Here is a 25,357-nt window from a genome sequence, read left to right on the forward strand (position 1 = left end):
CACTCGTTCACCATTTAGCCCAATAAATGTTCGATATCACCTTGCGGAAGGATGCAAAGAATAGCTTTTCCGTCGGGTGTATAATTCACATTCGAGCAGGTAAAAAGATCATTAATCATACCTTCCATCTCGTCGTTATTCAGAATCTGGCCATAAGGAATGGCAGCACTCTGTGCCAACCGCAATGCTAATGACGAGTGAATAGATGATAACGACTCGTTAGCATTTGTACCCGAAACCATTTCGTGAAGTAACGATTGGGGACTGAGTCCTTCAAGTCCTGAAGGCATACCATTCACTGCATAAGTATTACCACCAAGATCACTCAGATCAAATCCAATAGCCGACAACTCAGGAAGTAGTTGCTGCATAGTTACCGCATCGGCTGGTGAAAACTGAATAGTCTCTGGGAAAAGCAGCTTCTGCGTGCTGATAACACGACTATCGAACTGACTCATATAACGATCGTAGAGTACGCGCACACTGGCACGATGCTGGTCAATAATCATCAGTCCAGACTTAACGGCAGTCATCAGATACTTGCCTTTATACTGATAATGGGCAGGCGACTTCTCAGAGAGAATCTCAGTGGCCGACTGCGGCTCTACCGTATTATCATCCTCGAACATCAAGGACTGCTGGGCAGGTTCTTCGCGGAAACTTCCATGTTCCAACCCATCATAAAGTGTTTCCCACTGAGAAGCCACAGTTCTACTACCACCACTACTCTGCTTGAATGGGTTGTACTCTGGATTATAATTGACACGAGGTGACGAATAGCTCTCATGCACATTAGAATTGTCGAAGACTGGAATATCGGGCTGTCCTTGGGTATCAAAGTCTATTGAAGGAACCTCGCAGAACTTCCCAATACCATCACGCACAGCAGCTGCCAATATCTGCCAGATGGCCTGTTCATTCTCGAACTTAATCTCAGTTTTGGTAGGATGGATGTTAACATCAATCTCACTAGGTTCTACCTTTATATATAAGAAATAAGGTATAGACATACCCTCGGGCACCAGGCGATCATAAGCTTTCATCACCGCCTTGTGGAAATAAGCATGCCTCATGAAACGACCATTGACGAAAAAATAGTCACAGCCACTCTTCTTACGTGCAGCCTCGGGCTTACCCACAAAACCGCTGACATCACACATGGCTGTATGCACTTCAACGGGCAACAAATCCTGACTATACTGCTTACCAAACACATCTGCAATACGCTGGCGCAGACTGCCTGCACGCAGATTCAGCATCTCTACTCCATTGTGATGCAAGGTAAAATGGATATCAGGATAGACAAGCACGATACGCTCAAATGCCGTGAGGATATTATTAAGCTCGGTAGCATTGGTCTTGAGGAACTTACGACGGGCAGGCACATTGAAGAACAGGTTATCAACCTTGAAATTACTACCCACCGGACACGACACTGGTTCCTGCCCGGTAACCCTCGATCCCGCAATAGTGAGCTTAGTACCAACCTCATCTTCCTGCCGACGTGACTGCAGCTCTACCTGAGCGACAGCAGCTATCGAGGCCAGTGCCTCACCGCGGAATCCCATCGTACGCAAGGCAAACAGATCGTCAGCCTGCGAGATCTTCGAAGTCGCATGACGCTCAAACGACAAACGGGCATCAGTAGGACTCATACCCTTACCATCGTCGACAACCTGAATAGAGGTACGCCCCGCATCAACCACAATCACGTGGATGGTAGTGGCACCGGCATCAACAGAATTCTCGACCAACTCCTTGATGACAGAAGCAGGACGTTGTATCACCTCACCAGCAGCTATCTGGTTGGCAACACTATCGGGAAGAAGATGGATGATATCACTCATTTCTTGGATCGCCAATTAAAAATGTCATAACGGTCAGTTGGACGCACATCATCATACCAAGCAAAGTTGGGCAGATGCTTGCGGTCATGCGGTATCTGGTTGAGCGGGTACATGGTTCCACTGCTCTTAGGCGTCCACACTTTCTGTAGTTTGCGGTCCTTCAGATACATACGCAGTTCAGAAGTTTCCTGATAATTATAGATAATTGCCACACTGTCGCCTTCCTCGAAGTAATAGCCAATCAGCACATTACCCTTGGCCTGCGTCTCCCGAATGGCACCATCAACAAAATAGGCAAACATCTCTTTCGCCGACACCTGATTAAATAAGGTGGTATCGCTACGGAGTTGCTGGATGGAGAAACAGTTATCAATGACATGGGCATGGTCAACGACAGAATCCTTCATGAACACGTCGATACGGTCGCCCAATAATTGTTGGTTATTATTCCATACAATCGGCTCGTGGTAAAGGGTCATGCAGGAGTCGAGAGAGTTATAGATAAGCGAGTCGCATACAGCTTGCACATCAGTACGGTACGCACGCACATGATGAAAAGCATATATCTTACGATAAACAGAGTCGGTCTCAATATTATACGTCACCACTTTGAAAGTGTCGGCATGCATAAAGAGCGAGTCGCCCTGTGAATAGTCAATAGCCAACGCACTATCAGTACACAGCGCATAGCCGGTGTGCTCCCAGTATTCGCCATAGTTGCCTGTCAGCTTATTCTTGTTAACCGAGTCAACATATACCACATTACGGAAAGCCTGCGAGAAACCATCTTTACTATCATAGTAAACACTATCACCCACCATCATCTTGCCTTGATTGGTAAGAACCGAACGGTTCATCAGGCGGGCACGGTCATTCTTTGTATCGTAATAACCTTGTTCGGAGTAAATATGACTCTCGCCAGAAGTGATATTCGAAGGTCCTACAATATGAGCCATCGAAAGACGGGTATCGTAATAAAGAGTATCGGTAGTGAGGAAGAACTTAGGGCTCTTCATCTTCACATCGTAGTTGAACACCGACATCTTGCTTTTAGTGTTATACTCTCCCCAGTCAGAGGTAAGCGTGGTCTTACCATCAATCATCTTACCACCCTCGAAGAAATAAGCATTATCGTATAGACGATCAAAATCCAGGCTATCTGTATAAAGGGTGGTCTTCTTATGCTTTAAAATCACATTATAACGAGCACGAGCCATCTGCTCATTACCATCGTAATAGGCATAGTCGCTGAACAACGAGAGAGTGTCGCCCTGATACATCTTCACGTGCCCGAAAGCCTCGAACGAGTTACTGGCCTCGTAGAAGTAGGCACTGTCGCAATACAAGCGAGCACCCTGATGGGTGAAGTGCACCTTACCATTCAGGATGGTGGCATCAGGATTCTTCAGTTGGTCATAATGCAGCACATCGGCATGCACCAGATAAACGCGCGAATCCTTAGTTTTTGCAGTTTTCCGGACAGCAGGACGACGGCGTTGCTGCTTTTGTTGTGCAAAAGCAGACGCCAAACCCACCAAAAGGGCGAGCGAAAGGGCTATAGTAAACGATTTCCTCACTTAATCCAACCTTCGAATTCGAATTGACAATCCTTGTAATCATCGTTCAAACGGGTATAGGTACTCTTGATCTTATCAACCACCCACTGATGAATACGATCCTCACGACGTTTGTTTAACACCACATCCTTCAGAATCTGGAAGTCCTCTGTTACTGTAGCTTTATGACCATCTATACGATTCTTAAGTTTAGCAATAACACAGACGGTTTTGCCACGCTGGTTAATCATCTTGAACGATTTAGAAATCTGTCCCACCTTCATCGTATCAACCACCTTAGCAATCTCTGGTGGGAGGTCCTGCATGCGGAACTTAGAAGAGGTTTTACCAGTCTTCATCATATCTGTAGACAGCAATCCCTTGGCATTACGGGTATCTTTATCATCCGAAATAAGCGATGCAGCATCCTCGAAAGTAAACTTCTCGGCTCGCAAATCGTCGGCAATAGAGTCCAAACGTCCCAAAGCACGGTCAACAGCCTCGTCAGAAACTACAGGCTTACGTAGAATATGGCGGACATTCACCTTATCACCACGCTTCTCAATCAACTGTATGATATGGAAGCCGAACTCAGACTCAACAATCTTCGACACCTTCTTGGGATCCGTAAGGTTAAAAGCCACCTGAGCAAAAGCAGGATCAAGGGTACCTCGCCCCATCAGTCCTAACTCTCCACCACGACGGGCAGAGCCTGGATCCTCAGAATACAACTGAGCCAAAGTCTGAAAACGAGTCTCACCTTTGTTCACACGTTCGGTATAATTACGGAGCTCGTCCTTGACGCGGTTCAACTCCTCGGCATCAATCTTCGGGGTCAACTGCACAATCTGCACTTCGACCTCGGTGGGCACGAACGGCAAACTATCCTGTGGTAATGCAGCAAAATAGCGACGTACCTCAGCAGGGGTCACAGTGATATCTTCGACAAGTTTCTGACGCATCTTCTGCACCATCTGACGATCTTTCATTTCCTCGCGCAAATCAGCACGGATCTGAGACAGAGGCTGATGCTTATATTCCTCCAGACGCTCACGAGAACCATCAACCATCTCGAGCCAGTAGTTAATCTGCTGCTCGACTTCCTGAGCCACATCAGCATCAGTCACCTCGATACTATCGATCTGAGCCTGATGCTTGAACAGTTTCTGAACAGCAATCTGCTCTGGGATGGTACAGTCAGGATTACCACTCCACTTCACGCCTTCCATCGCTGCCTGCATACGCATGGTTTCGACATCAGAACGAAGAATAGCCTCATCACCAACTACCCACACCACCTCATCAACGATGGTGCCAATAGAATCTTTCTTCTCGGCATTTGCCATCATGGGCAACGCGAAAAGAGCCAGTGTCATTACCTTTTTTATAATACTCATAGATGTTTATTTACTGTTTTCAATATATCTTGATTTATCTCTACTTGATAACGTCGACGCAGACTATCCACCCACTCTTTCTCCAGATAATCTTGCAGGTCCTCCACCACCCGTTCGCGCACATCCTGATAGTTATCTGGACGTTTGAGTTTCTTGCCAAAAACCGCATCGATGGGATAGTCAGGATTACTGACAGCATCATCACTGCCAATTTTGAAGACCAGGCGATCGATGGTTGCATTATCACCAGGTTTAAATAATCCTTTCTCCACACGGATACGGATGACAGAATCCAGATTGAAGGTGGTGCGCAATGCCTCGGTCCATTCATCGAAAGGCAGTTTTTTAACACACTTCTTCACAGCCTTCACATCTTTCTTTGTCTTTACATGATAGGCCATTCCCCTATAACGGGGTTCATTCCAAGCATAATCCTTCTTGTGGGTATCAAACCATGTTTTCAAAGCCACCTCGTCGGATGAAGCCTTGTCCCAGACCTCACGGCTACTGATTTCATAAAGCAACAGTCCGTCGTGATACTCCTGAAACAGATATTTCAAATCCTGATTAACTGCAGCCAACGAATCTGCTTGTTGCTGCATAACCTGCGCGGCATTTTGCTGACCAGCCGACATACTCATTTTCCGACGCAGTTTCATTTCGGCAATCTCCTCACGAATGCCACGACGTTCTAATGAGGCTACAATAGCAGACTTCAACGAGTCGAAGGGTTCCAGCTGCTTACGTTCCTTCAGCAAAACAATATGGTAGCCTACCGGACTCAAGAAAGGCTGACTCATCTCACCTGGGGCGAGGGCAAAAGCAACGTCCTCAAATTCCTTCAAGGTCTGCGAAGGAGCAATCCAAGGCAACTCACCACCGTGCTTGCCCGAACCGACATCGTCGGACAACTTTTGTGCCATCTCTGCAAAATCGGCTCCACCCTTCAAAGCTTGATAGACAGAGTCAATACGCTGTTTGATTTGTTCCTGCTGCTGAGGTGTTGCCTTGGTTGACAACTTCAACAGGATATGGGCAGGGCGCACCAGACCACGTGGGCCAACCATTGCCTTAGTACGCTCATACATCTCGCGAGCCTCCTTCAGCACATCGGCATCGGTCACCATGGTAGGCTTCACTTGTTGGTCACGATACATCACATATTCCTGACGGAACGATGACAATGTATCAAGTTTCGCATCAAGAGCCGCAGCCACTTTTAGCTTGTAGTTAATAAATAAGTTGACGTATTCATCGACCGATAGCTTATCGATCACCCCTTCGCCGTTATTCTTGTTATACGAATACTCGAACTCCGAGCGCAAAACAGGAACACCGGCCACGGTCATAATGACCGGGTCGGTAGTCTGTGCCCATGTTGGCTGCGACGTCATCGCTGCAAACATAGAAAGGGCTATGGTGAGTTTTCTCATCATTAATCGTTAGGACGACTGTAGTTAGGAGCCTCACTGGTGATAGTGATATCATGTGGATGAGACTCGTTCACGCCTGCATTGGTGATGCGGGTGAACTTGGCATCATGCAACTTCTCGATGGTCTGGGCACCACAATATCCCATACCTGAGCGCAGACCGCCCACCATCTGATAAATCACCTCCTGAACGGTTCCCTTGTAAGGTACACGACCAGCAATTCCTTCGGGCACCAGTTTCTTCACATCCTTGGTATCGGCCTGGAAGTAACGGTCCTTTGAGCCATGTTCCATAGCTTCAAGCGATCCCATACCACGATAGCTCTTGAACTTACGACCATTGTAGATAATAGTATCGCCAGGACTCTCCTCTGTTCCAGCCACTAACGAACCTATCATCACACTGCTACCACCGGCAGCCAGTGCCTTCACAATGTCACCTGAATAACGCAGACCACCATCGGCAATCAGAGGTACATTAGTACCCTTCAGTGCGCTGTACACATCATAAACGGCACTGAGCTGAGGAACGCCCACACCTGCAACTACACGTGTAGTACAGATACTACCTGGACCGATACCTACCTTCACAGCGTCTGCACCATTATCTACCAACATCTTTGCGGCAGCACCTGTAGCAATGTTTCCGACAACGATATCGATATTGGGGAATGAAGCCTTTGCCTCACGCAGTTTTTCAATAACACTCTTTGAGTGGCCGTGAGCTGTATCAATGACAATAGCATCAACACCTGCATTCACCAGTGCCTGCATACGGTCGAGAGTATCGAATGTCACACCAACACCAGCAGCAACACGCAGACGGCCCTTGTCATCCTTGCAAGCCATAGGTTTATCCTTAGCCTTCGTAATATCTTTATAGGTAATCAGACCTATCAAACGGTTGTCCTTATCAACAACGGGCAACTTCTCAATTTTATTTTCCTGCAAGATCTGTGCAGCAGCGGTCAAATCAGTCTGCTGATGGGTGGTCACCAGGTTCTCCTTTGACATAATCTCATCAACGGGACGATCCAGACGACGCTCGAAACGCAAGTCGCGGTTGGTTACGATACCAACCAGACGCTTATCATCATCAACTACAGGAATACCACCGATATGATACTCCGACATGATGTCAAGAGCCTGAGCTACAGTGCTACCCAAAGGAATCGTGATAGGATCATAAATCATACCGTTCTCGGCACGCTTAACAATAGCCACTTCACGAGCTTGGTTGTCAATCGACATATTCTTATGGATTACACCAATACCTCCCTCACGGGCAATGGCAATAGCCATCTGGCTCTCGGTGACAGTATCCATAGCTGCCGTTACAAAAGGCACGTTCAGTTCGATGTGCTTCGAAAAGCGGGTTTTCAACTCTACCGTTTTGGGCAGCACTTCAGAATAAGCTGGAATCAACAGGACGTCGTCGAATGTCAGGCCGTCCATCACAATCTTGTCTGCAATAAATGATGACATAAATATACTCCTTTAAAATTTATTGCGTGCAAAATTACTCATTTTTTCCGAGACAGCAAGCATTTTATCCTATTATTAATAGGATTTAACGTAGTGTAAGCACAACCTTACCCTGTTTATCGGTTGTAACCACAGCAGTCATCTTTCCTTGGCGCCATGTTTTCTGGTCATCAGATGTAAAACCGTAGGTCCTCAAATCCTTACAGACAGCCTCTTGATCATCGGTAGCCGACAATGAGATGACTGTGATTGCTTGCTTACGACGTGTCAGCGAAGCGATGACCTGATAGTCGTTCATCTTAAAGGTAGCCGGAACAACTTTGAGCGTTGTCTTACCTAAGGTATAGTCATAATTGCGCAATACGGCCTGAGAACCTTTAACGGTACGATTTTGTAACAAGCGCACACCCAACCCGACCAGATCGGTATGATTACAAGGAGCAGCCAGGCCGGACTCTATCTTCCGAGGAGCTGCCTCATACTCCTTATCATCCATCTCCGAATATGCCATCTGGTAAGCCTTAGCATCGTCGAGTGCGAAACCCAACGAATAGCTACTGGTAAGAGAACCACGCTCGTAATGCAGATTGATGGTACCTAATTGAGTTTGGATGGTATAGGCTTCGCCTTGATTATCCACATAGCCCAGACCATAAACCTTCTGCAATTCACGCTTTACCTGAGCAAAACGCGCCTTGACTTCTGCTTCAGAACCATAAATAGTCTCGTCTGTCACGTCGACAGCATATACACGTTCTGTCAGATCCGAAACCGCCAGCATCACCGTAGCACGAACACCATATACATCACCATCATAAATATAAGCCTTAGCTGTCTGCTTCATCTCTGCTTTACGCTCGGTAAAACCTTTCTCCAGCAACAACTTCTCAAAACGATCACCTTTAATTCCCAACGGGATACCCAAAAAGGCATTACGGTTATTGGAATGATCAGTCAACGCTGCGATATCGAGCATAGCCGTCTGAGCATCATCATCAATAGCATCAGACTTCTTCGATGCCTTTTTCTCCGTTTTGGCCTTCTTCTTGAACAGTTTCTTCAAGAACTGTGCGTCGGCAGACTGACAAACCAGCGACATGCCCAACAATGCTAATACGATCCTCTTCACCTTACTTATATTTTTAATTTGCCATTTCAGAAATAAACTTGATACGTACCAGTCGGATCTCATCCTCAGAGTAATCCTCGCCAAGTTCCTCTTCAGCAACACTCAGCTTATCTGTTTCACTCTCAGAGAAATAATCGTATATATCATCGACATGATCCTCATCCATCACTTCCTCGAGGAAGTAATCAATATCAAGTTTCGTACCGCTATAAACGATAGCCTCTACTTCATCAAGCAGTTCCTCAAATTCGATACCCTGAGCCTCCGCGATATCATCGAGAGCTATCTGACGGTCGATACTCTGAATAATCTTCACCTTCAGCATCGACTTCTTAGCCACAGTACGCACACGCATGTCAACCTGACGCTCTATATTGTTCTCCTCACAATAAGTCTTGATCAGCTCAACAAATTCCTTGGCATAAGGTTGTTTCACCTTACCCTCACCTACTCCCTGAATATTCTTCAACTCTTCAAGGGTGATAGGATAGTCAGTAGCCATCTGATCGATAGACACATCCTGGAAAATAACATAAGGTGGACGGCCGAGTTGCTTCGACACCTTCTTACGCAAATCACGCAGCATGGCAGTCAGAACAGGATCAAGTGAACTAACACCACCTTCATGGTCAACCGAGTCATAATCATCATTGAACTCTGCATCTTTCACAATCATAAACGACTTAGGAGCCTTAAGGAACTTCTTTCCTGCAGCCGTCAGTTTCAAAAGTCCGTAGTTTTCCACCTCCTTACGCAGGTAGCCTGCTATCAACGCCTGACGAATCACTGGATTCCATATCTTTTCATCATCGTCAGCTCCTGCACCAAAAAGTTCCTGTTCATCATGATGATGAGCCAGAATCTCTTCGGTAGGTTTGCCAATAATAAAGTCAATCACATAGTCCGAGCGGAAGTTCTCCTTGATAACCTGGATCGTCTTCAGTACAATAACCAGCTGTTCCTGAGCCTCGATTTTAGTCTTTGGATGCAGACAGTTGTCGCAGTTACCACAGTTATCCTTCTCGTAGGTCTCACCGAAATAGTGTAACAACATCTTACGGCGACAAACCGACGTCTCAGCATAAGCAGCGGTCTCAACCAACAACTGACGACCTATATCCTGTTCTGCCACAGGCTTACCTTCCATAAACTTATCAAGTTTCTGCAAGTCCTTATTCGAGTAGAAAGCCAGACAGATACCCTCGCCACCATCACGACCAGCACGGCCAGTCTCCTGATAATAGCCTTCGAGCGACTTAGGAATATCGTAGTGAATCACAAAACGCACATCGGGCTTATCGATTCCCATACCAAAGGCGATGGTAGCCACAATCACATCGATATTCTCCATCAGGAATTCGTCCTGTGTATTCGAACGGGTATTACTATCCAAACCTGCATGATAGGCAGCAGCCTTGATATCATTGGCACGCAGGATTGCAGCCAATTCTTCTACCTTCTTTCTCGACAAACAATAGATGATACCACTCTTGCCTGGATGTTGTTTAATAAACTTAATGATATCCTTGTCAACATCCTTGGTCTTCGCACGCACCTCATAATAAAGGTTAGGCCGGTTGAACGAACTCTTGAACTCTGCAGCATCAACAATTCCTAGATTTTTCTTGATATCTGTTCGTACCTTATCGGTAGCAGTAGCTGTCAGGGCAATAATCGGCGCCTGCCCAATCTCATTAACAATAGGACGAATCTTACGATACTCAGGACGGAAATCATGTCCCCATTCTGAAATACAGTGAGCCTCATCGATAGCGTAGAATGAAATTTTAACTGATCGCAAAAACTCCACATTCTCTTCCTTTGTCAAAGATTCAGGAGCTACATACAACAACTTCGTACGTCCCGACAGCACGTCAGACTTCACCTGATCGATAGCAGCCTTATTCAGCGATGAGTTAAGATAGTGAGCCGTGCCCTCATCCTCGCTCATACTAGTGATGACGTCAACCTGATTCTTCATCAGCGCAATCAATGGTGATATCACGATAGCCGTACCCTCCATCAGCAGCGAAGGCAATTGGTAGCACAGCGACTTTCCACCACCGGTAGGCATCAGTACAAAGGTATCGTTGCCAGCCATCAGGTTCTGTATAATACGCTCCTGATCTCCTTTGAATGTATCAAATCCAAAGTACTTCTTCAGGGCTGCAGTGAGATTCAATTTTTCGTTCATATTATTAGTTAGTTAGGCTTCCATGCTTTGGAGATGCGACTTATCCAACTGTTTCTTCACATAATCGGCAGTCACATTAAATTTCTTTGTTCGTTTAGATGGCAGATCAAACATGGCATCCATCATCACGTTCTCAACGATAGAACGCAATCCACGGGCACCAAGCTTATACTCAACGGCCTTATCTACGAGAGTTTCCAGCGCCTCCTTATCAAAGGTTAGCTCCACACCATCCATCTCGAAAAGTTTCTTATACTGACGGATAATTGAGTTCTTTGGCTCTGTAAGAATCTTCTCCAAGGCTTCACGATCCAAAGGATTCAAGTGGGTAAGCACTGGCAGACGACCGATAATCTCAGGAATCAGTCCGAACGACTTCAGATCCTGAGGTACAATATACTGCATCAGATCGTTCTTATCAATCTTTCTGACGTTAGTCACCGAGTTATAACCCACCACATGGGTATTCATGCGCTGAGCAATCTTACGCTCGATACCATCGAAAGCACCACCGCAAACGAACAGGATATTTCGAGTGTCCACATGGATATAATCCTGATCAGGATGCTTACGCCCCCCCTTGGGTGGCACGTTCACCATGGTACCCTCTAATAACTTCAGCAATCCTTGCTGCACGCCCTCGCCACTAACGTCTCGGGTAATAGAGGGATTATCACTCTTACGGGCAATCTTATCTATTTCATCAATGAATACAATACCGCGCTGAGCAGCCTCTACATTATAATCGGCTACCTGTAACAGACGCGACAAAATACTCTCCACATCCTCACCCACATAGCCGGCTTCAGTAAACACTGTGGCATCAACGATGGTAAAAGGCACATCGAGAAGCTTAGCGATGGTGCGTGCCAGCAGAGTCTTACCCGTGCCAGTACTTCCCACCATAATAATATTACTCTTCTCAATTTCCACATCATCATCGACAGGCTGCTGCAGACGCTTATAGTGGTTATATACGGCCACTGACAAATAGCGCTTGGCATCGTCCTGCCCTATCACATATTGATCCAGATACGCCTTAATCTCCTTAGGTTTAGGCACCTTCATTGGTTCGGGCACAGCTACGCCTTTCTTATCCTTGGCAACAGCCTTAGGGTTCTCCTTCAAGTTGTCCTGTACAATCTGATAAGCCTGACGTACACAATCACTACAGATATGTCCATTCAGACCACTTATCAACAGCGCAACTTCCTTATCGCTTCTTCCACAAAAACTACAAACGTCCTTCATCTAATCTTCTTATCACTTCTTCCTGGTGAGTACCTCATCAATCATACCGTAGGCCTTGGCCTCTTCAGCCGTCATCCAGTAGTTACGGTCTGAATCTGCATATACCTTATCATAAGGTGTATGCGAATGTTCTGAGATAATGGTATACAACTCTTTCTTGAATTTCAGGATCTCCTTAGCTTCAATCTCGATATCCGACGCCTGCCCCTGAACACCACCCAGAGGCTGGTGAATCATGACTCGGCTATGAGGTAGCGCCGAACGCTTACCCTCAGCACCAGCTACGAGCAGCACAGCACCCATTGAAGCAGCCATTCCTGTACAGATTGTAGCCACGTCGCTGGTAATAAACTGCATAGTATCATAGATACCCAAGCCAGCAGTCACACTACCACCAGGCGAGTTAATATAAATAGAGATATCCTTTCCCGGATCGGTCGAATCAAGGAACAGTAACTGAGCCTGCAGCGTATTTGCCGTATAGTCGTCAATCTGTGTTCCGAGGAAGATGATACGATCCATCATCAGACGCGAGAACACATCCATCTGAGTTACGTTCAACTGGCGTTCCTCAAGAATATAAGGATTCATATACTGGTTCTGAGCCTTGATAACATCATCAAGTACCAGACCGTTCATACCTAAATGCCGGGTAGCATATTTTCTAAATTCATTATTCATACTCTATATCCTTTCTTATACATAAGAGAAAAGGTTATCGACCTTTCTCATCTTCATTTGGGACACAAAGATAATAAAAAAGTCGATAACCCTTCTATTTTAGGGGTTATTTTTTCCTAAAAAAGCTTATTTTTCTTGCATAAGCTTATTAAACTCCTCGAAAGTAACCTCTTTTTGATTCAACTTAACTACATTTTTGAGAGCTTCAGTCAGCTTCATGTCAACAGCGCGATCCACGAAATTGTCAACATTCTCACGTTTCTTCATCTGCTCGTTAGCATAGTTCTCCAAAACATCATCGGGTACATTGCTCATACCATACTGGGCGAACTGAGCACGGATAGCCTCCTTGGCAACAGCCTTCAGATCAGCCTCCTCAACCTTAATGCTCTGAGCGGCTACCAGCTGCTCCTTAATCAGGTGCCAAGCCAACTCTTTAATGCTACCCTCGAAATTCTTCTCAACGAAATCAGCGCCCTTATCCTGATTATTCTGAAGCATCACACGCTTCAGCAGAGCCTCTGGGAACTCAAGTTTACCAACCTTCTTCTCCATGTGCTTACGAACATCGAGCAGGAACTTAAAGTCGCTATTCTGCTGCAACTGAGGAGCAATACTCTCGGCAATCTTAGCGCGGAAGGCCTTCTCATCCTTCACCTCACCCTCACCGAATACACGGTCGAAGAGTTTCTGGTCAACCTCTGCAGGCTGGAAGTGACGAATCTCAGTAATCTGGAAGCTGAAGTCAGCATTCAAATCCTTTACATCCTCCTTCTTAACCTTCAACAGGGCAGCAACCTCAGCATCGTTATCGGGATAAGCCTTCTTGGGGTTGAAAGTAATGATATCACCGGGCTTAGCACCGTCGAAGAGCTTTTTCTGATCATCGGCTTTGATGTAAGCAGGCATAACCATAGCAGCCTCGGTAGTGATACCACCTTCCTTGGTGTTACCATTCTCGTCAAGCTCGCGCATATCACCAGTCAGTGTATCGTTACCGCTGAACACCTCAGCCTTTACGAACTCGCCTGCCTGTGATGCATACATCTGCACCTGCTCGTCAAGCATCTTATCATCAACCTTGATGGTGTAATAGTCAATCTTATCTCTGCCAGTCAGCTCAGCCTTGAACTCGGGAGCAACAGCAATATCGAACACGAATGTCAGATCATCTGCGTTCTCAAAGTCCTGGGGTACCTGCTTCTCCTGATTTGGAAGGGGCTCACCCAACATCTGGATCTTGTTCTCACGAACATACTCATACAGCTTCTCGCCCAGCAACTTGTTAACCTCGTCAACCTTCACTGCTGTGCCATACTGCTTCTTAATCATTCCCATGGGAACCATACCTGGACGGAATCCAGGGACCTGTGCCTTCTTACGATAATTTTTCAGCTGCTTCTCTACTGCATCCTGATAATCTGCCTTCTCAACAGTCATAGTCAACAGACCATTGATTTTGTCGGCGCACTCAAACGAAATTTTCATCTTCTTATGTACTTATTTATAATATATATTCAAATATTGGGGTGCAAAAGTACAAAAAAACGGCGTAACCAACGTCGTTTTTTCAATTTTTAACTTTTTTCAGCCAGTTCCTTAGCATTTCGTTCCATTTCTATCTGCTGGAAATTCTTTTTCCTTAATTCGAACGATTCAGTCAGATATTTTTCACGAACAATCTGATTAGCAGCCAACTCTTCAGGCGTTCCCTGGAACAAAATCCTACCCTCAAACAATAGATAAGCACGGTCGGTAATAGCCAGTGTCTCATCCACATTATGGTCCGTAATCAGAATTCCTATGTTCAGATATTTCAACTTATAAACTATCTGCTGAATATCTTCTACAGCAATAGGGTCAACGCCTGCAAAGGGTTCATCGAGCATGATGAATTTCGGTTCAATAGCCAGACAACGCGCAATCTCCGTACGGCGGCGCTCACCACCCGACAGACGATCACCCAAGTTCTTACGGACCTTCTCTAAACGGAACTCACGAATCAACTCCTCCAGCTTATTCAACTGATAATCGCGAGGTTTTCCTGTCATCTCCAGCACTGAGAGAATATTATCCTCAACACTCATCTTACGGAACACACTGGCTTCCTGTGCCAAATAGCCGATTCCAGCACGAGCACGCTTATAAACAGGGAATTTTGTCACATCTTCATCACCTAAAAATATATGACCACCATTAGGCACGATCAGTCCTGTAGTCATATAGAATGAAGTAGTCTTACCAGCACCATTAGGTCCCAGCAGTCCCACAATTTCTCCCTGCTTCACATCGAAGCTAACATCATTAACCACCGTACGCTTACCATAGCGTTTCACGAGGCCTTCTGTCCGTAGTACAATACGATCTTCTTCCATAATCGGCTGCAAAGGTAATTAAAAAATGGAACACAGAGATACAAAGATACAGAGTTTTTTGTTTTTTTATTATAAATCTACGTATCATTGTGCCTTTGTGTTGAAAAAAAATAGTAATTTTGCAGCCGAAATATATTAGTTTGTTTGCAATGTTATCACATAAATGGCTGACCACCTTTGGTCAATATCTGATGTTCATGGGACGTGTATTCTCTCGTCCAGAACGCATGAGGATGTTCCTCAAACAGTATGTCACCGAGATGACCCAATTGGGCATCAACTCTATCGGCATCGTACTCATCATCTCTTTCTTCATTGGCGCCGTCATCTGTATTCAGATGAAACTCAACATCCAGAGTCCTTGGATGCCACGTTGGGTAGCCGGATACACCACCCGCGAGATTTTATTGCTGGAATTTTCAAGCTCTATCATGTGTTTAATTCTAGCAGGAAAGGTTGGATCCAACATTGCCTCTGAATTAGGAACTATGCGAGTTACCCAACAGATTGACGCACTTGAAATTATGGGCATCAATTCTGCATGTTATCTTATTCTGCCCAAAATCATCGGCATGCTCACCATCATGCCGTTCCTCGTCATATTCTCATCGGCCACAGGTATCATTGGAGCTTATGGCACTGCTTACTTAGGACACATCATCGCGCCCGACGACCTGACATCAGGACTGCAACACGCTTTCATTCCGTGGTTTGTATGGATGAGCATCATCAAAAGCCAGTTCTTTGCGTTCATTATCTCGAGCGTGCCCGCCTTCTGCGGCTACACCGTCGAAGGCGGTAGCGTCAATGTAGGCAAGGCATCTACCGACGCCGTTGTCACCTCAAGCGTACTCATCCTATTCTCCGATGTTTTCCTAACACAGCTACTATCATGATCGAAGTCAAGCATTTATATAAGAGTTTTGAGGACAAAGAAGTCCTTAAGGACATTAATACTGTTTTCGAGGACGGAAAGACAAACCTCATTATCGGACAAAGTGGTTCCGGCAAGACCGTCCTAATGAAAAATCTTGTCGGATTATTCGAACCAACCAAGGGAGAGATACTATATGACGGCCGTAATTTCGTAAGCATGTCGAAACATGAGAAAGTCATGATGCGACGTGAGATGGGCATGATATTCCAAAGCGCAGCCCTTTTTGACTCGATGACGGTACTTGAGAATGTCATGTTTCCACTCGACATGTTTTCATCAATGACATTTCGAGAGCGTAAGCATCGTGCAAAAGAGTGTTTGGACCGCGTAAATCTTGGTGGTGCCGACGACAAATTCCCTGGCGAAATATCCGGCGGCATGCAGAAGCGCGTAGCCATTGCACGCGCCATTGCCCTCAATCCCAAATATCTGTTTTGCGACGAGCCAAACTCCGGACTCGACCCAAAAACATCGCTGGTTATCGACCAGCTACTACACTCCATCACGCAGGAATACAACATGACGACCATCATCAACACTCATGATATGAACTCCGTCATGGGAATTGGTGAGAATATCATTTTTATTTACGAAGGAAATAAAGAGTGGCAAGGCGTAAGTGCCGACGTCATGGGTTCATCCAATGCCCGCCTAACCGATTTTATATTCGCCAGCGACCTATTAAAAAATATGCGGAAAATCGTCATGGACAATGGTCTGACATTATAGACAAAAAGCGAAAATTACCTAATTATTAAATAAAAAATTCCAAAAAACTTGTGCGATTCAGAATTTTTGTTTACTTTTGCAGCAATAATCGAAATTATAACATCCAATTTTAGCAATTTTATATGAAAAAGGAAATTAAGATTAAGAATCAGGTTGGTGAACTGGAAAAAGTCAATACCTTCATCGAAGAAATCGGTGAAGAATTACAGCTCGACATGGAGCTCCTGATGAACTTGAACCTGGTTATGGAGGAAATGGTTTCTAACGTTATCTTCTATGCTTATCCTGAAGGGAAGACTGCTGACATCGAATTGTCTGCCGAGTGCATTGGCCACACGCTCACTTTCGTACTGAGCGACAAAGGCCGCGAGTTCGATCCTACCATGAAGGAAGATATCGACACCGCTACAGATCCAGCCGATCGCGAGTTGGGCGGTTTGGGTATCTACATCGTAAAGAACATCATGAACGAGGTTACCTACCAGCGTTTGGAAGGCAAGAATCTACTTACTATGAAGAAAGATTTAAACGAAGAAATTTAATAGAACTTTAGATAACACAGAATTATGACACAGATTATCAAAGAAGGTGGAAAAACCATTATTAAGACCGGTTCAAGAATCGACACTATGAATGCCAACCAATTCGAGCAGGACATCCAGCCCGCCTTGAAAGAGGGCGGTGTAGATCTCGAAATGGACTGCACAGAACTTACATACATGGCCAGTTCAGGTCTTCGCATCATCCAGAAGACTATGCGCACAGTGACACAGCTGAAAGGCCAGTTCAAGATAACCAACGTTTCGCCCGAGATCTATAAGATCCTGGCAATGACAGGTTTCACCAAGTTCATGAAGGTTGAACAGAAAAAAGCATAACATATGATCTGGGTGGTTATCATATTACTCTTAGCGCTCCTTGCCATCTGCGTGGTCCTGCAGATGAAAATTAAGCATATCCGCGAACAGGAGGCAGAAAGTAGTCAGTTACTCAATGACTACCAGAAGCGCGTCAACGAGATGGAGAAACTGCTGAAGGACTACCGTTCGCTCGAGCAGAACTTCGACAACGTTGGTCAGGGCTACGAAGAAGCCCTGATGGCCTTCGACAAGATGGAAGAGGAGAAGCAGAAGGTTCTGAAGGTCAAGGAGACCATTGAAAAGCAGGCGAGCGAGGTTATGGCCGCCAAGCAGAAACTTGAGGAAACCATGCTCAAAAAGAAGGATATGATAGAAAAGTATGCCGAGGGACTGAAACAGAAGCTCGACTACACTCATCCTAATGCCGGCACCATCGCACTGATGGCCAACCAGATCCTGAATGTCAACGACATCGATATGGAGCAGGCCTTGAACAGCGAGGACAATGTCATGGCTCAAGATATTGCCGCACTGGCAATTCAGGAGTCAGGCATCAGCTCGTTTCAGAAGGCCGAATTCAAATGCCAGATGGTCGAGGAGGCTCAAGCAACTATGGTTTTCACCAGCAGCAAGCATGCTGTACGTGCGTTGGTATGCCTACTCGACAATGCCATGAAATTCACTACTCAGGGCCAGATTATCCTGCTCATCAACATCGAAGGCTCCAACCTCGAATTCTGCGTTGAGGACACTGGAACAGGTGTACTTTCAGAGTATGCCGAGAAGATTTTCGAGCCCTACGTAAAGCTGAACGACTTCTTCGAAGGCAATGGCATCGGTCTAACAGTAGCCCGCAGCATTGCCCGTCGTCTGGGTGGCGACATCAAGCTCGACACCGAGTATCATGGCGGAGCACGTTTTGTATTCTCACTGCCTATCTGATAAAGAGACAACAATACACAAAATCAAGCCCCTCCCTGCCAATCATGACACGGAGGGGCTTGTTCTTTTCTATGCACCGTCCATCTACCCTAAGAAGGGCATGACAGACTCGTGTGCATTTTTAGAAGTTCCACTTAACAGCGAGAGTCGGGTTAATAAAAAATGTTTTACTACTGGTTGGATCGGCATTATAAATGAAGTTATTGCTGATTTCAACCTCGCTACCCAAACTCAGATTATCAGTAACATTGTACCAGAACTGAGGCTCAGAAAGAATAACCAACTGACCATGCCCATTATCTTTCTCGCCTCGCCAGAAATCAATGAAACCCGAGAAAGTACACTTCTTCTGTGCAAAGTTCAATCCCCACACGCCAGTAAGCTGGAACGAGTTGTAAGCATGTGTATCGTGCAGATTCTTAAAGAAGCGCTTGTACATCAACTGCACACCATAAGTCTTCGAGAAGTCGCTACTATGACCATTCCAGGCACCACCCAACAAAGCGGCCTGCTGATAGCTGCCTACATAAGGCGAAGAAGACAAACCGCCATCATACTCGAAATGAGCAGCAAATCCTTGCTTACCAATGTTAATCTCTCGAGAAATCTCGGCATAGGCAGCCATTGTTTCCTTGCGGTTTAAATCGAGATCAACGAAATAGAACCACGAACCCCACTTATCGGCCTTAAACTGCTCAAGAGTCAGCGTCACCTTCTGACGGCCAGCCTCCTCATTCGAATAGATGTTACGACCAAAATCATAATGCAACTGCACATTCTGTGCACTAACGCTCATGGCTGCTACAGCCATCAACATCAAACTAAAAAACTTTCTCTTCATTATATAATATATTTAAGTACAAAGAATATCGAAAGAATATACATAACAGGCGACACTTCCCTAAAGCGGAAAGAGCAAACCTTAATAAACACATACGACAGGAGACCAAGCACGATGCCATCAGAGATACTTGCTGTAAAAGGCATAGACATAATCAGTATGAAACAAGGCGCCACCTCAGAGAAATCACTAAAATCAATCTTTGTGATAGTCTTCATCATGAGCGCACCAACCAACACTAATGCCGATGTGGTAGCAGCACCAGGGATAACAAGAAATACCGGTGAGAAGAACAGCGATACAAAGAACAACATTGCAACCGAGAAAGAAGTGAGCCCCGTACGACCACCCTCAGCCACACCTGCCGAGCTCTCCACATAGGTAGTCACAGTCGAAGTACCACACAACGCGCCAGCAGTTGTACCGATAGCATCGGCCATCAGCGCCTTGCTCAAGCCATGAATTTTACCAGTTTTAGGATCTGCCATACCTGCACTGGTAGAAGTACCAATCAGAGTCCCCAGAGTATCGAGCAAATCCATGAATAATAGCGCAAATACAACTACATAGTAGTTAAAGTCGAGCGCGATGAAACGCGAGAAATCAATCTGCAACGCAATTGGCGCAATCGAATCAGGCCAACTCATCAACGAGAAATTTTCTGGCAGATGAGTCACACCAAAAGGTACACCAATGGCAGTAACAAGCAGGATGGTATAGAACAAAGCACCTCGGACATTCTGCGACATGAGCACACCGCCCAAGAGGACACCAAAAGCAGCAAGTACAGAAGTTGCTGTCCACGCCCCTAATGTAGTAACAGTAGCAGCACTTGTCACGATGATGCCACCATTCTTCAAGCCGATATAGGCAATAAAAAGTCCAATACCAACACTAATACTATAACGCAGATTCTGCGGGATAGCATTGACAATAACCTCGCGTACTCGGAAAATAGTAAGGAGAATAAAGATAACGCCCTCGAAGAGCACCGCAGCCAACGCCTCCTGCCAAGTATACCCCATGGTAAGCACCAGCGTATAGGCGAAGAATGCATTTATACCCATACCTGGAGCAAGTGCGAAAGGCATCTTGGCATAAAAAGCCATGACCAAAGTTGCGACAGCAGCCGAGATGACAGTAGCCGAGAACAGAGCACCTTTATCCATACCAGTCTCACCCATGATCTGTGGATTCACAGCCAGAATGTACGACATCGTAAGGAAGGTGGTAAGCCCCGCCAGAACTTCAGTTTTCACAGAATGTTTTTCTGCATCAAATCCCAGTAAAGAAAGAAATTTATTCATCATTTTATAGCTTTATTATTTCACATGCTTTAATTTCTCAACCATCAAACGCGCGGCGTTTTCGGGCGCTTTTTCAGAACCCAACGCGCACCACACTTCGTCATAACCTGCCAACATTCGAGCACGCTCCTTACCCGATAAGATTTTACCAAGTTCTGTACGAATATTGTTCACAGAAAAGCTATCGGCCACCAGTTCACGAACCACCTCACGATTGGCAACAAGGTTTACTAACGAAATATATTTTACCTTTAGCAAATGTCGACGCAACCAACCAGCCAATTTAGGCAACGGTGTTTTGTAGCACACTACTTGCGGAACACGAAACAGACACGTTTCGAGTGTGGCAGTACCACTGGTCACCAAGGCAGCATAAGACTTTGAGAGTAGCTGATAGGTCTGGCCAAAAACAATTTTCGCCTGAGTTCCTCGCATAAACTGCTGATAATACTCTGGTTCAATCCCAGGAGCACCAGCCACAATCAACTGGTAAGTATTTTCATAAGGCTTTGCAGCTTCAAGCATGGCGGGCAGGTTATCCTTAATTTCCTGTTTTCTACTGCCTGCCAACAAGGCAACTGTATTCTCAGTCCCCATGCTGTGTTCCTCACTTCTCATAAATTCTCTCACCTCGTCAGCAGTAGGATTACCCACATAATGAATCGGATAATGATGTTTCCCCTCAAAAAACGCCACCTCAAAGGGAAGGATGGAAAAAAGTTCATCTACATCACGTTTGATCTGCTTAATACGATACTCCTTCCACGCCCAGATCTTTGGTGCAATATAATAATACACAGGGAAATCAGTCTGTGATTTCACGAACTTAGCTATCTTCAGATTAAATCCTGGATAATCTACAAGAATTACACAATCAGGTTGCCACGCGACGATATCCTGCTTACACATGCGCATATTTCGGAGAATGGTACGAAGATGTAATAACACAGGCACAAACCCCATATAAGCCAACTCTTTGTAATGCTTTACGCGAGTACCGCCAACAGCCGCCATCAGATCACCACCGAAAAATCTAAAATCAGCATCACTGTCAAATTGTTTCAGAGCACGCATCAGATGAGACGCATGCAAATCACCAGAGGCTTCACCAACTATCAGATAGTACTTCATAACTGCCAGTTTTTAATCTGTTCGATAGCGCGATAGGCGGTAACATCTATTTGAGTTGGCGTAATGGCAATGTAGCCATGCCTAAGTGCCCAGTTATCTGTATCCTCCGCATCGGGTTCATCGTTACGATAATGCCCAACCATCCACCAATAATCGTAGCCACGCGGATGATGGTATTTGGAGCACTCGTTATACCATGTTCCAAACGCCATTCGACACACCTTCACACCTGCGTAAGACTCCACCAAGGGAAAATTCACATTCAGGCAGACTCCTTTTGGCAGACTTTCAGCGAGTACACGCTGTACCACCTCACGAACATAATACTTCAACGGACTAAAATCGGCATCGGGGCGCTGATCACACAGCGAGAAAGCTACCGAAGGAATATATTTCAGACATCCTTCGATAACAACACCCATCGTGCCACTATAGTGTGTATTTACCGAGGCATTATCACCGTGATTAATACCACCAATAACCATATCAGGCTGACGCTCACAAATATTTGCCAGTGCCATTTTCACGCAATCTACTGGTGTGCCATTACAGCTCCACACCTCTACCCCTTCCTCTTTATGTCGTAGATTCAACCGTAGGGGAATACCAGCCGAAAAGGCACACGAGTAACCGCTACGGGCATCATCGGGGGCACAAACGATGATATCTGCGATATCCTTCAGCATTTCCACCAGGCAATTGATACCCTTAGCCTGATATCCATCATCATTGGAAATGAGCAATAAAGGTCGTTTAATTTCCATAAAATATCAATGATTTGGCTGCAAAGTTACAAAAATCTCTTAATTCATAACGCCTAATTCTCTTTTTTTTAGTATCTTTGTGGCCAAATTTCTTATTTTTATCAAGATTAATTCAAATCAAATGGGAAAGATTATTGCATTAGCAAACCAAAAAGGCGGTGTAGGTAAGACAACTACAACCATCAACCTGGCAGCATCGCTGGCCACGTTGGAAAAGACCGTATTGGTAGTCGATGCCGACCCTCAGGCCAATGCATCAAGTGGACTGGGTGTCGACATCAAAGATGTAGAATGCTCACTATACGAATGCATTATCAACAAGGCTGATGTACGCGATGCCATCTATACCACCGACATCGACGGGCTGGACATCATACCCAGCCACATTGATCTGGTAGGTGCCGAAATTGAGATGTTAAACCTGAGCGACCGCGAAAAGGTGATTAAACAGATGCTTGAGCCCATTCGCAATGAGTACGATTTCATACTCATCGACTGTTCGCCATCTCTGGGACTGATAACTGTTAACTCACTCACAGCGGCCAACTCGGTAATCATCCCCGTGCAGTGCGAGTATTTTGCCCTCGAGGGTATCAGTAAACTGCTGAACACCATCAAGATTATCAAGAATAAGTTAAACCCCACACTGGAGATAGAAGGATTCCTGCTAACCATGTACGATTCACGTCTACGTCTGGCCAACCAAATCTACGACGAGGTTAAGCGTCACTTCCAGGAATTGGTATTCAAAACTGTTATCCAGCGCAATGTCAAACTGAGTGAAGCACCAAGTCACGGACTGCCCGTCATCCTTTATGACGCCGACTCTACTGGTGCCAAGAACCACCTGGCTTTGGCTCAGGAAATTATCTATAAGAACAGAAAGTAATTATGGCTGTAAGAAAAAAATACGACCACAATGTTTTAGGTCGCGGATTAGACAACATCGGCACAGGCAGAGGCATGGGGCTCGATGCGCTTATCAACACCAATGATATTAACATCAAAGGCACATCCAACTTGAACGAGATTGCCATTGAACTGATAGAGCCCAACCCCGACCAACCACGCCATGAGTTCGACGAGAACGCCTTGAATGAACTGGCTGCCAGCATACGCGAGATCGGTATCATAACACCTATCACCGTTCGTGAGATGCCCAACGGACATTATCAGATTATTGCCGGCGAGCGCCGCTGGCGCGCCTCGCAAATAGTTGGACTTACATCTATTCCTGCTTACATCAAGACTACTGACGACAAACAGACCATGGAGATGGCCTTGGTAGAAAACATCCAGCGCGAGGATTTGAACGCCATCGAAATAGCGTTGGCCTACCAGCGTCTGTCAGAGTCGACAGGAATGACACAGGAACGTATGTCAGAGCGACTGGGCAAAAGTCGTACATCAATAACCAACTACATGCGTCTACTCAAGTTGCCTGCACAAATACAGATGGCTCTGAAGAACAAAGATATCGACATGGGGCATGCCCGTGCGCTGTTATCCCTTGAAAGTCCATCAGCACAGCTTAAGCTGTTCAAGGACGTACACCGCAACGGTTACTCGGTACGTAAAGTTGAAGAAATGGTACAGCTGGTGAAGAACGGCGAATCATTACAGACCGCTAAGAAATCTGTATCTCCACAGCAGTTACCATTGGAATATAGCATATTACGCGATCGCTTATCGCAAATGTTTAATGTCAAGGTTCAGATGACGTGTTCACCCCAGTCCAAGGGACGTATCACCATCCAGTTTGCTAACGACGAAGAACTGGAGTATATCATGAACGTCTTCGACAAGTTGAAGAAGAAATGAGAGGATTAGGCAAACTGTGTATCACGGCATTGCTCCTCTCGGCTATCGCTCAACGCGCCACCGCACAGGAGGTCCTGGAGAACGATTCGTTAACTCAGGCTATGAATCGCGAGGTGTCGCTTCTGGTTGATTCGGCTCGTCTACCCCAGAAGCCCATCAAGGATATGAGCCTATGGCGCCCAGACCCTAAGCGTGCACTCTGGTTAGCATTGGTCATTCCTGGTGGCGGACAGATTTACAACCGCAAATACTGGAAGCTACCATTGGTTTACGGCGGATTTCTGGGATGTCTGTATGCCATGAATTGGAACAACACCATGTACAAGGACTATTCTCAGGCCTATCTCGACCTGATGGATAACGACCCAGGTACGCAGAGTTACAATCAGTTTCTGCATCTGGGCACACAGATTACAGAGGCAAACATGCCTCGATACAAGCAGCTTTTCAAGCAACGTAAGGATCGTTACCGCCGCTGGCGCGACATGAGTTTCTTTGTACTGGTGGGCGTCTATGCTTTGTCGGTCGTCGATGCCTATGTAGATGCAGAGCTATCTGTATTCGATATATCGAAAGACCTGAGTCTACGCATTGAGCCAACAATACTCGATAATCACTCGTCACGCAATCCACTCGATGCAGGAGCAGTTGGCGTGCAATGCAGTGTAAGATTTTAGA

The 25,357-nt window shown here is 45.7% G+C and carries 23 protein-coding genes; 8 read left to right on the forward strand and 15 right to left on the reverse strand.

All coding sequences use genetic code 11. The annotated features are described in order from the left end of the window. Positions 1-14: 14 nt before the first annotated feature. The 11 genes from mutL to lptB form a co-directional block, all read right to left on the reverse strand. The gene (mutL, locus tag T495_RS0113825) at positions 15-1,847 is read right to left on the reverse strand and encodes a DNA mismatch repair endonuclease MutL (RefSeq protein WP_033149099.1); all 1,833 of its coding nucleotides are present in this window, start codon (positions 1,845-1,847) and stop codon (positions 15-17) included. Beyond that, entirely contained in the window at positions 1,844-3,424 is a 1,581-nt protein-coding gene (locus tag T495_RS0113830; protein ID WP_231480164.1) for an OstA-like protein, read from the reverse strand. Before T495_RS0113830 ends, mutL begins: the two co-directional genes overlap by 4 nt. Beyond that, the gene (locus tag T495_RS0113835) at positions 3,421-4,752 is read right to left on the reverse strand and encodes a peptidylprolyl isomerase (RefSeq protein ID WP_231495121.1); all 1,332 of its coding nucleotides are present in this window, start codon (positions 4,750-4,752) and stop codon (positions 3,421-3,423) included. Before T495_RS0113835 ends, T495_RS0113830 begins: the two co-directional genes overlap by 4 nt. A gap of 44 nt (positions 4,753-4,796) precedes the next feature. Beyond that, the gene (locus T495_RS0113840) at positions 4,797-6,233 is read right to left on the reverse strand and encodes a peptidylprolyl isomerase (RefSeq protein ID WP_033149136.1); all 1,437 of its coding nucleotides are present in this window, start codon (positions 6,231-6,233) and stop codon (positions 4,797-4,799) included. 2 nt (positions 6,234-6,235) lie between these two features. Continuing rightward, complete coding sequence (gene guaB / locus T495_RS0113845) at positions 6,236-7,717, reverse strand: IMP dehydrogenase (RefSeq protein ID WP_028902483.1); 1,482 nt, start codon at positions 7,715-7,717, stop codon at positions 6,236-6,238. A gap of 85 nt (positions 7,718-7,802) precedes the next feature. Further along, positions 7,803-8,846, reverse strand: a complete 1,044-nt coding sequence (locus T495_RS0113850) for a hypothetical protein (RefSeq protein ID WP_155993705.1) — start codon at positions 8,844-8,846, stop codon at positions 7,803-7,805. Between the two features lie 13 nt (positions 8,847-8,859). Continuing rightward, positions 8,860-11,040, reverse strand: coding sequence for a DNA helicase RecQ (gene recQ, locus T495_RS0113855; protein WP_033149101.1), 2,181 nt, complete (start codon positions 11,038-11,040; stop codon positions 8,860-8,862). Positions 11,041-11,052: 12 nt separating this feature from the next. Then, entirely contained in the window at positions 11,053-12,291 is a 1,239-nt protein-coding gene (clpX, locus tag T495_RS0113860; protein ID WP_028902480.1) for an ATP-dependent Clp protease ATP-binding subunit ClpX, read from the reverse strand. A gap of 12 nt (positions 12,292-12,303) precedes the next feature. Continuing rightward, on the reverse strand, positions 12,304-12,972 hold the full coding sequence (gene clpP, locus T495_RS0113865; RefSeq protein ID WP_028902479.1) for an ATP-dependent Clp endopeptidase proteolytic subunit ClpP: 669 nt from the start codon (positions 12,970-12,972) through the stop codon (positions 12,304-12,306). Between the two features lie 126 nt (positions 12,973-13,098). Next, complete coding sequence (gene tig, locus T495_RS0113870) at positions 13,099-14,460, reverse strand: trigger factor (protein ID WP_033149102.1); 1,362 nt, start codon at positions 14,458-14,460, stop codon at positions 13,099-13,101. An 89-nt stretch (positions 14,461-14,549) separates the two neighbouring features. Continuing rightward, positions 14,550-15,347 carry an LPS export ABC transporter ATP-binding protein gene (lptB, locus tag T495_RS0113875; RefSeq protein WP_033149103.1) on the reverse strand — a complete coding sequence of 266 codons (798 nt, stop codon included), beginning with the start codon at positions 15,345-15,347 and terminating at the stop codon, positions 14,550-14,552. A 149-nt stretch (positions 15,348-15,496) separates the two neighbouring features. On the opposite strand from lptB, the gene T495_RS0113880 reads away from it, so the two are divergent. The 5 genes from T495_RS0113880 (at position 15,497) to T495_RS0113900 (ending at position 18,815) form a co-directional block, all read left to right on the forward strand. After that, the gene (locus T495_RS0113880; RefSeq protein ID WP_033149104.1) at positions 15,497-16,243 is read left to right on the forward strand and encodes an ABC transporter permease; all 747 of its coding nucleotides are present in this window, start codon (positions 15,497-15,499) and stop codon (positions 16,241-16,243) included. Next, a complete protein-coding gene (locus T495_RS0113885) occupies positions 16,240-17,013 on the forward strand; it encodes an ABC transporter ATP-binding protein (protein ID WP_028902475.1) in 774 nt (257 codons plus the stop codon). The genes T495_RS0113880 and T495_RS0113885 overlap by 4 nt, the downstream gene beginning before the upstream one ends. Positions 17,014-17,135: 122 nt before the next feature. Next, positions 17,136-17,555, forward strand: coding sequence for an ATP-binding protein (locus tag T495_RS0113890; protein ID WP_028902474.1), 420 nt, complete (start codon positions 17,136-17,138; stop codon positions 17,553-17,555). Between the two features lie 24 nt (positions 17,556-17,579). Further along, positions 17,580-17,891 (forward strand): STAS domain-containing protein, encoded by a 312-nt coding sequence (locus T495_RS0113895; RefSeq protein WP_028902473.1) that lies wholly within the window; start codon positions 17,580-17,582, stop codon positions 17,889-17,891. A gap of 3 nt (positions 17,892-17,894) precedes the next feature. Then, positions 17,895-18,815 (forward strand): sensor histidine kinase KdpD, encoded by a 921-nt coding sequence (locus tag T495_RS0113900; RefSeq protein WP_081773205.1) that lies wholly within the window; start codon positions 17,895-17,897, stop codon positions 18,813-18,815. Positions 18,816-18,936: 121 nt separating this feature from the next. Here the strand turns inward: T495_RS0113900 and T495_RS0113905 are convergent, their stop codons facing one another. From T495_RS0113905 to surE, 4 genes are read right to left on the reverse strand one after another with little or no spacing between them, the layout of a single operon-like run. After that, positions 18,937-19,656, reverse strand: coding sequence for a DUF5020 family protein (locus tag T495_RS0113905; RefSeq protein WP_033149105.1), 720 nt, complete (start codon positions 19,654-19,656; stop codon positions 18,937-18,939). Then, complete coding sequence (locus tag T495_RS0113910; protein WP_197020404.1) at positions 19,656-20,963, reverse strand: NCS2 family permease; 1,308 nt, start codon at positions 20,961-20,963, stop codon at positions 19,656-19,658. The genes T495_RS0113905 and T495_RS0113910 overlap by 1 nt, the downstream gene beginning before the upstream one ends. Before the next feature lie 15 nt (positions 20,964-20,978). Further along, positions 20,979-22,094, reverse strand: a complete 1,116-nt coding sequence (gene lpxB, locus T495_RS0113915) for a lipid-A-disaccharide synthase (protein ID WP_033149107.1) — start codon at positions 22,092-22,094, stop codon at positions 20,979-20,981. Beyond that, positions 22,091-22,858, reverse strand: coding sequence for a 5'/3'-nucleotidase SurE (gene surE, locus T495_RS0113920; RefSeq protein WP_033149108.1), 768 nt, complete (start codon positions 22,856-22,858; stop codon positions 22,091-22,093). The genes lpxB and surE overlap by 4 nt, the downstream gene beginning before the upstream one ends. A gap of 121 nt (positions 22,859-22,979) precedes the next feature. Here surE and T495_RS0113925 point away from each other — a divergent pair, with 121 nt between their 5' ends. The 3 genes from T495_RS0113925 to T495_RS0113935 are packed head-to-tail and all read left to right on the forward strand — an operon-like array spanning position 22,980 to position 25,356. Continuing rightward, a complete protein-coding gene (locus tag T495_RS0113925) occupies positions 22,980-23,747 on the forward strand; it encodes a ParA family protein (protein WP_028902467.1) in 768 nt (255 codons plus the stop codon). Between the two features lie 2 nt (positions 23,748-23,749). Beyond that, positions 23,750-24,679 (forward strand): ParB/RepB/Spo0J family partition protein, encoded by a 930-nt coding sequence (locus tag T495_RS0113930; protein WP_028902466.1) that lies wholly within the window; start codon positions 23,750-23,752, stop codon positions 24,677-24,679. Next, positions 24,676-25,356 (forward strand): DUF5683 domain-containing protein, encoded by a 681-nt coding sequence (locus T495_RS0113935; RefSeq protein WP_028902465.1) that lies wholly within the window; start codon positions 24,676-24,678, stop codon positions 25,354-25,356. The genes T495_RS0113930 and T495_RS0113935 overlap by 4 nt, the downstream gene beginning before the upstream one ends. Position 25,357 lies beyond the last annotated feature (1 nt).

Origin of the sequence: Prevotella sp. P6B1 (assembly GCF_000702825.1) — a bacterium.
Taxonomy (GTDB): Bacteria; Bacteroidota; Bacteroidia; order Bacteroidales; family Bacteroidaceae; genus Prevotella.